We start from the raw sequence: 7,143 nt of genomic DNA, 5'->3' as shown, positions 1-7,143 counted from the left end.
GATGAGGCGGTTGGGGACGGCGGCGGCCAGTTCGGGATCGCCGGCGGTAAAGCCGATCTCAACGACGTCGCTCTGGCCGTCGCGCCACACGCTGAGTGCCTTGTAATAGGCCTGGACGACCGGCTCTATCGTATCTCCGGCCGGCTGCGACGGCCTGTCGGTGCTGACGAGGCCCCGCAGCGTTGCCCTGATCCTGTCGACGACGGAGGCCTGGCGCAGGGCCGGGTTGAACTCCGGCCGCTCGTCGAGCCGCAGGTCGCGGATGACCCGTTCCGCCACGTTTCTGGACAGAAGCCGTTCGGTCTCGGATGTGACGTTGAGCGGCGCATCGCCGCCGGCATCGCCTGTGCTGAGCGCAGTCGCCAGGGGCTTGTGGATCATCAGCCGGGACTCGGCATGGTAAGCCGGCTTCAAGCCCGATATCAGCACGATGGAGGCCGCCATCACAACCGCCATCACAGCCACGATCATCCCCATCCGCCGGCGCAGCAACCGCAAGCCCGACGTCAGGCCCCTTGCTTCGGTTGGAAACCGGATCGCAAACATCAGCACGGCAGCAGAAAACAGGACGAAGAGAAGACTGTTCTGCGTGAGGATGATCGTTTCCGTGAGGTTCATCACCAGGAACATGATGACCAGCACGTTCAACCACAGCCAGCCTTCCTCGGGGGCGTCACACAGCAGCGTTGCGCCCTGCCGCACCGCACGGACAATCGTCCAGACCAGGGGTACGAAGCCCAGGAGGCCGAGGCTCAGCAACGTATCGCGAAATCCGTTATGGGCGTGCGGCGCCGGCCATCCGGCCGCAGCCCGGACGCGCCAGCCGTCGGGCGTGGAGTCCGCCCAGAAGGCCTGATAGCCGTAGCCGAACAACAGCCGTCTGCCGATCGCGTGATCCACCTCCCGCCAGAGCGGGACACGGCCGGTCAGCGTCGCGTCCTTGCCGATCGCTTCGAGCAGGGGAACGAGCAGTTCGCTGAGGCCTACAAGGACCAGCGCAACCAGTTGCAGGCAGACCAGTACGAGGGTTGCCCTGCCAAGGTCACGGGTCTTCGACAGGGCAAGGAAGAAGACCGTCGCCACCGCGGCACTCGCGAGCGAGGTCATGGCGGTCATCGACTGGGACGCGACGAGGCAGACGAGGCTGGCGCAAAGCAGCGGTATGCTGACGATTCTCCGCCCCGCCCGTCGATCCGTCGCCATTATGGCGCATGCAAAGGTCGCGATTGCGGCGTTCCAGCCGAGTGCGTTCTTGTTGTCGAAGACCCCTCTGAGCGAGCTTTCGCCCATGGTGAAGGCACGACCGGGCCATGCCACAGCCATCAGCAGACTGAACACCATGCCGGTGCCGAGCACCGCCACCGTCAGCAACAGCAATTGTCGCGGCGTGAACAGGATGGCGAGAAGATATGCGAGCGACACGGAAAGAATGAGCGCAATACCGCGCTGCAGGGTGAGGGCAGGGCTGGACGACCACAGCACCGAGACGAGCGGCAAAAGGAGGAGCACGGCGAACGGCAAGCTGCGGCGGACGGCAATCAGCAGCTCTGTCTGATTTCGCGCCAGAAGCCCAAGGGAGATCAGATAGATCGGCATGCCAAGCAGGCGAAGTTTCGCCATCTCGCTGGCATCCAGGTAGCCATCGCGATCGATGAGGGGGAAGACGCAACCGCTCAGGAGCAGCAACGCGACAATGACGCCGACGCATTCCATCGAGCGCCAAGGCATGATGACTTTGTGACTGTAGACTGCCGGGTAGCAAGCCTTGTCCAACATATCATTCAGCCGGATACTGGCTGCTCAACTGGCCTTCCGGCGCTCTTGCGCCTGCTCCCGCTGAACCTGCAGCGATACCGACCCGCCGCCGTGCGCCGGTTTTGCCCGGTGCGTCACGCCGTGCCTGATCGGCAGCTGTGCCATTGGCCGCTCCCACCGCGGCCCGGCCGGTGAGATGCTCCACCAGGTACAAAGGCCGTTGCCGGACCTCGATCGCGATACGGCCGACATATTCTCCGAGAAGCCCGACGGAGATCATGTTGAAGGCGCCGAACACGAGGATGACGACCATTATCGACGCGTAACCGGGCGCATCGACGCCGAATATCAGCGTTCGTCCGATGATGATGGCTGCGTAGAGTTGCGCCAGAAAGACGACGACAAGGCCGACATAGGTCCAGATCCGCAGCGGCATCGTCGTCGATCCGGTGATCCCGTCCAGCGCGAAGTTCCACAGCCGCCAATATACCCATTTCGACGTGCCTGCGGTGCGCTTCGGCCGGTCGTATTCGACCGTCGCCTGCGTGAAGCCGACCCAGGAGAAAAGGCCTTTCATGAAGCGGATACGCTCCGGCATGCCGTTCAAAACATCGACGACGCTGCGATCCAGCAGCCGGAAGTCGCCGACATTGTCCTGAATCGGATAGTCGGCCATCCTGTTATAGAGGCCGTAGAAGGCGTTGGCGCTCCAGCGCTTGAGCCAGGTGTCGCTGCTGCGTCTCTTGCGGCGCGCGTTGACCACCTTCGCGCCGCGCATCCAGGCGCTCACCATGTCCGGAACGATGTCCGGCGGATCCTGCAGGTCCACGTCCATCGGTATGATTGCGTCGCCACGAGCGTGAGCAAGACCGGCAGCCAGCGCCGCATCCTTGCCGAAGTTTCGGGACAGGCAGATCAGTCCGATATCCGATCGCTGTGCGGCCAGGCCTTCGATGATGTCGACGGTGCGATCCCGGCTGCCGTCGTCGACGAACAGAATCTCCACCTGCCCGCCCGGTCCGAGAGCGCTGCGGATCGCGTTGGTCTGCGCATCCACGGCCTGGAGAAAGAGCACGATCGTCTCCTCCTCGTTGAACACCGGAACGACGATGCTCAGCGCAAGGCCTTCCGCATCGGACATGCTGCGGGGCGAAAGGTCAGTCGTGGCAACCGGCCATGTGCGAGGGAACTCCGTGCTGCGCGGCAACATGTCAAACCCCCGGTGCGATGAAATGGATTGGACCATCGGATCGAGGCCGACAAAGGTTTCGTCCAAGGTGGCGAGACCGCCGCCCGTAGGTCTTTTGGGGAAACCGCTCGATCCGATCACTCTTTACAACAGTCTTACTCTTGACCATCCCCGGCTCCATCCAGCCTGCCGAACCGGCAGGCTCCAAGGCTCATCGAATTTTCCTCGACATCCCTGTCTGCGATGACACGCAAGCCTCTGTAGAAATGAACTTTATTCTTTATGCTGGCAGGTCGAAAGCGAGCCATAAGACGTACGCGTACCACTTTGTGCTGATTGTTGCTCGAGAGGAGAAGGCGTTAGTCTTGGTGCCGGCCTAAGCCGGGATGGATGTATTGCCGGCAAGGCACTGGGTACGGATTTAGGACTTGTGGGCGTATGGGCATATCTGACCTCAATCCGGTGCTGGGCACGGAGATCGCGGGGCCACCGAACCCGGTCAAGGAATCAGGATCGCTTTTGCGGAAGTCGCGCCCTCTCTCGGGGCATCTCGCGCTGTGGTTTGCCATGGTCGCGGCGCTTGCGGCCCTCTGTACGGCCATCAGCGGCCAGAGCTACTGGATAGATGAGGCCAACACCGCGTGGCGCGCGGCAGAACCGCATTTCGGGGCGCTTCTGGCCCGCATGGTCGCGGAGACGGGCTCTGATGCGCAGATGCCGTTTTTCCTCGTGGCGATCTGGGCCTGGGAGAAGGTCGCCGGCGATGGCGAGGTCGCGTTGAGGGTCATGAACCTGCTTTGGCTCGTGCCGGGCCTCTACATCTTCGCCAATGGCCGGGTTGATCGTCTTCTGGTGGCCGGGGTGAGCGCCTTCCTGTGGTACTATATCGATGAGGCGCGGCCCTATGGCATGCAGATCGGGGCGAGCCTGATGGTCTTCGGCCTGCTCGAACGTGCGGTCGTTGCAGCGAGCGATCGCAGCGCGGGCGGTCCCTTCCTTCGCCCTTACCAAGTCTGGCTTCTTGCGTTTGCGCTTATCGCCCTTTCCGGTAGCAGCTTGCTCGGTGCCATATGGGCCGCCGCCGCGGTCGCCGCAGCCGCCTGCGCCGTTCCCTGGAGCGCTCGCCGGCTCGCCGCAAGCCACATCGTCGGGCCTTCGATCCTGCTCGTGGCCGTTCTGGCGCCGCTCGGGCTTTACTATCTCTGCACGGTGATTGCAGGGGCAGGCGGCACGAAGGTTGCGGTCACCGATACGCGGACGCTGATATTTTCGGCCTACGAACTGTTGGGTTTTGCTGGTCTCGGTCCGGGCCGCACGGATCTGCGGGCCGGGGAGGGGGCGGTTGTCTCTTCCTACATTATCGTACTGGCGTGCTACGCCGTGCTGGTTGCGACTGTGACACTGGCCGGCGTCATTCAGGCCGTGCGCAATATTCCGCCTCGCGCATTGGCGGCCTGCGCGATCGCGATCGCGGCTGCGGCCGCACTGATCCTGATTGCCGGATATATTCTCCACTGGCGCGTCGTCGGTCGTCACCTTGCGCCTGCAATCGCGGTCGTCCTGGCGTTGCAGGCAGCAGGCGTGACGCTGCTCTGGCGCCAGCCTGTGGGCAAACTCGTGGTGATCGCCTTTCTGGCGATGGCACTGGCCTCCGGCGCAAGCATCAGGTTTGCGCCTCGCCACGCGAAGGACGATTACCGCTCCGCGGCCATTGTCGCCCGCTCAGCCCTGACGAGGGGTGACCGGGTCTGGTGGAGCGCCGATGCACTTGGCGCCCTTGTCTACCATGTGCCGCTGGGTCAGGCGTGTGGCAGCGCTCTCTACGTGTCGGAGCCGCGTCCAGGCTTTGCTTCAGCACTCGAAGCCCCGACCGTGGTGATTACCAGCAAGCCCGATATCTACGATCCGCAGGGCCTGCTGGCAGAGTTCCTGTCCGAGCAGCACTTTCAGATCGCCGAAACCTTTCAGGCTTTCCAGATCTGGCGACGCACGCCATCGACCGGCCCTTTGCCTTGCGGCTGAGCGCGCGTCGGCGCCATTGGGCTGGCGACGATCCAGTACAGCTGGTGGATGCGTTCGGCGGCGGCATTCATCGTAACAGCGAGCCGGAAACATCCTTGGCATCGGGTGGCGTCCCCGCGCTGGAATCGGCCTCATCGGCTCCGATATCGACCTTGCCGTTCACACGGTCCTGCCCGTCCATGTCGCTAGATCCGAGGCCAAAAGCGGACGTTCCGGCATTGATGGCCGGCGAACCCGGCTTCAGGTGAAAATCTCCGGTGGTCGGATCTGCAAGCTGCGGATCGAACCCGAGCAGGTTTCCGTTTGCTGCGTCGGGCATGAGGCCGTCCGAAAGCACCGATGCCTCGCGCGGAGTGCCGTTGAAGGTGATGTTGTTATACCACTTCACATCCTTGTTGACGTAGCCGTTGGTGCTGACGTCGTTGATGGCACGATTCCTGGAATCGGTCGCCGGATCCGCCACCGCGATATTGTTCACCCAGGTATTGTGGCTGCCCATGGCGTTGCTCAGTTCGCCGCGCCAGCTTCCCTTGTTGGCATTGTCGTGGTTGTTGTGCCAGACGGTATTGTTGCGCACCGTGACGAAGTCGCTCAGGAAGACGTGGATACCCTTGCCGCCATTGCCGTAGGAGAGGTTGCCCTCGATCAGCGTGCCATAACGGTATTTGGTATCCTGAAAGCCGTCGATGATGATGCCATTGCCATCCGTGTGCTCCCAGTCGATGGCGGGTCCCTGCACGTTGTCGTAGCTTGTGTTGTTCCTGATGACGTTGCGGAATTCGGCATTACCTGCGGCGAGATCCATGTTCTGCCAGAGCGAGATGCCGCTGCACTGATAACCGTTCGTCGCGGCATTGCCATAGACCCGGTTGCCCTCGATCGTCAGCCAATCCGATTTGGCGCTGGAAATGCCCGAGCCGCCGCTGTCATGGGCGATATTGTCCTTGATCGTGACATGGTGCGACCCTTCGATGTCGATCGCATGTCCCTGGCCGCCGACGACGTCGAAGCCCTCGATCTTCACGTAGTTCGCGCGCACGCTCAACGTACTGTAGGTGTCCGAAGACGGCGGCCTCAGCAAGGCGTCGCCTGGCAATTCGGATCGGATGGTGACGTAATTGTCGGCCGTGCCATCCCTCGTTACCACGATCTGCTCATGGTAGGTTCCAGAGTTGACCACCACCTGGTCGCCGGGCCTGAGCTGCGCCTGCATGGCGCGGCCGATCGTCTTCCATGGAGCTGAAAGGCTGCCTTTGGCGATGTCGCTTCCGTCAGCGGCAACGTAATAGTCGGTCATCACCCTTCTCCTGTCCCTGCAGTTTGCTGATCCCTCGGGGTACCGGCTGTGATGATTGATGTCTCTCACCGGCCCAGGGCGACGGTGGATCGATCAAGAATATGAAATCATTCGATGTTCAGGTTCACGCTTTGAAATCGTGATATTTCATCAGCGACCTTGCGTACAACTCGGAGTCACGGAAGTTGTATTTGGCGTGTCGCTTGGGTCTGACATTGTTGATGGCGACGACGATGTCGGCGTTGCGGGCGCTCCTGAGCTGCTGCAGGCAGAATTCGGCAGCACGGCGACTGGTCTTTGCCCATTGCACGACCATCAGCGTGCGCTCCGTCAGCGCCGTCAGATGCATGGTGTCGGCCGAGGCGAGCACCGGCGCGCTGTCGAAGATGACGACCTGGCCTCGGGCGCGGGCCATCTCGATGATCTCGGCCACGTCGGTCAGCCGCACGCGCCGCTGCAGGCGGGGACTGCCGGCCGGGATGAAGTCGATCCCGCTCGGATGATGGTGGACGACGTCCTCAAGGGCGGCCTGTCCGCTCAGGAATTCGTTCAGCCCCTGTTTCAGGCCGGACCTGAACAGCGTGTCGAGATGGCCGCGCCGGATGTCGCTGTCGACGAGCAGCACCGGCGTTCCGTTGGCGGCCAGTTCGATGGCCAGCGATCCGGCCACCAGCGACTTGCCTTCGCCGCTATGGGCCGAGGTCACGGCGATGGAGTGCGGCAGCTTGCCGCCATTGGCCTGTTTGAGCGAGATCATCACGGTGCGGATGGCTTCGTCGAACATGCCGATCTGCGTCTGGCCGAACAGCCTGGAGGGATCCCTGCGCTCCTTGCGCCGCAGATGCGGGACGAAGCCGGCCGGCACGATGCGGCCCATCGC

Annotated in this window: 5 protein-coding genes; 1 reads left to right on the top strand and 4 read right to left on the bottom strand. The window is 62.7% G+C overall.

Annotated features, from left to right (window positions below):
• Together ACFPWW_RS18135 and ACFPWW_RS18130 are read right to left on the bottom strand one after the other, a co-directional pair.
• Positions 1–1,728: O-antigen ligase family protein (locus ACFPWW_RS18135; protein WP_377312809.1), on the bottom strand; the 1,728-nt coding region annotated here is incomplete at its 3' end.
• A gap of 49 nt (positions 1,729–1,777) precedes the next feature.
• On the bottom strand, positions 1,778–2,965 hold the full coding sequence (locus ACFPWW_RS18130) for a glycosyltransferase family 2 protein (protein ID WP_112759532.1): 1,188 nt from the start codon (positions 2,963–2,965) through the stop codon (positions 1,778–1,780).
• Between the two features lie 417 nt (positions 2,966–3,382).
• Here ACFPWW_RS18130 and ACFPWW_RS18125 point away from each other — a divergent pair, with 417 nt between their 5' ends.
• The gene (locus ACFPWW_RS18125) at positions 3,383–4,966 is read left to right on the top strand and encodes a hypothetical protein (protein WP_377312808.1); all 1,584 of its coding nucleotides are present in this window, start codon (positions 3,383–3,385) and stop codon (positions 4,964–4,966) included.
• Between the two features lie 67 nt (positions 4,967–5,033).
• On the opposite strand, the gene ACFPWW_RS18120 is transcribed toward ACFPWW_RS18125, so the two are convergent.
• Complete coding sequence (locus ACFPWW_RS18120) at positions 5,034–6,263, bottom strand: right-handed parallel beta-helix repeat-containing protein (RefSeq protein ID WP_377312806.1); 1,230 nt, start codon at positions 6,261–6,263, stop codon at positions 5,034–5,036.
• Between the two features lie 124 nt (positions 6,264–6,387).
• Positions 6,388–7,143 (bottom strand): CpsD/CapB family tyrosine-protein kinase (locus ACFPWW_RS18115; RefSeq protein ID WP_377312805.1); only part of this gene is annotated, 756 nt, incomplete at its 5' end.

The organism is Rhizobium sp. GCM10022189 (assembly GCF_042656325.1).
Classification (GTDB): domain Bacteria; phylum Pseudomonadota; class Alphaproteobacteria; order Rhizobiales; family Rhizobiaceae; genus Rhizobium.
Note: the sequence above shows the minus strand (reverse complement) of the source record. Positions and strands in the feature narration are given on the sequence as shown.

What these genes read in the sequence shown, in the direction of transcription:
- ACFPWW_RS18130 (WP_112759532.1), bottom strand. Translation starts at nt 2,965, where the DNA reads ATGTTGCCGCGCAGCACGGAGTTCCCTCGCACATGGCCGGTTGCCACG.
- ACFPWW_RS18125 (WP_377312808.1), top strand. Translation starts at nt 3,383, where the DNA reads ATGGGCATATCTGACCTCAATCCGGTGCTGGGCACGGAGATCGCGGGG.
- ACFPWW_RS18120 (WP_377312806.1), bottom strand. Translation starts at nt 6,263, where the DNA reads ATGACCGACTATTACGTTGCCGCTGACGGAAGCGACATCGCCAAAGGC.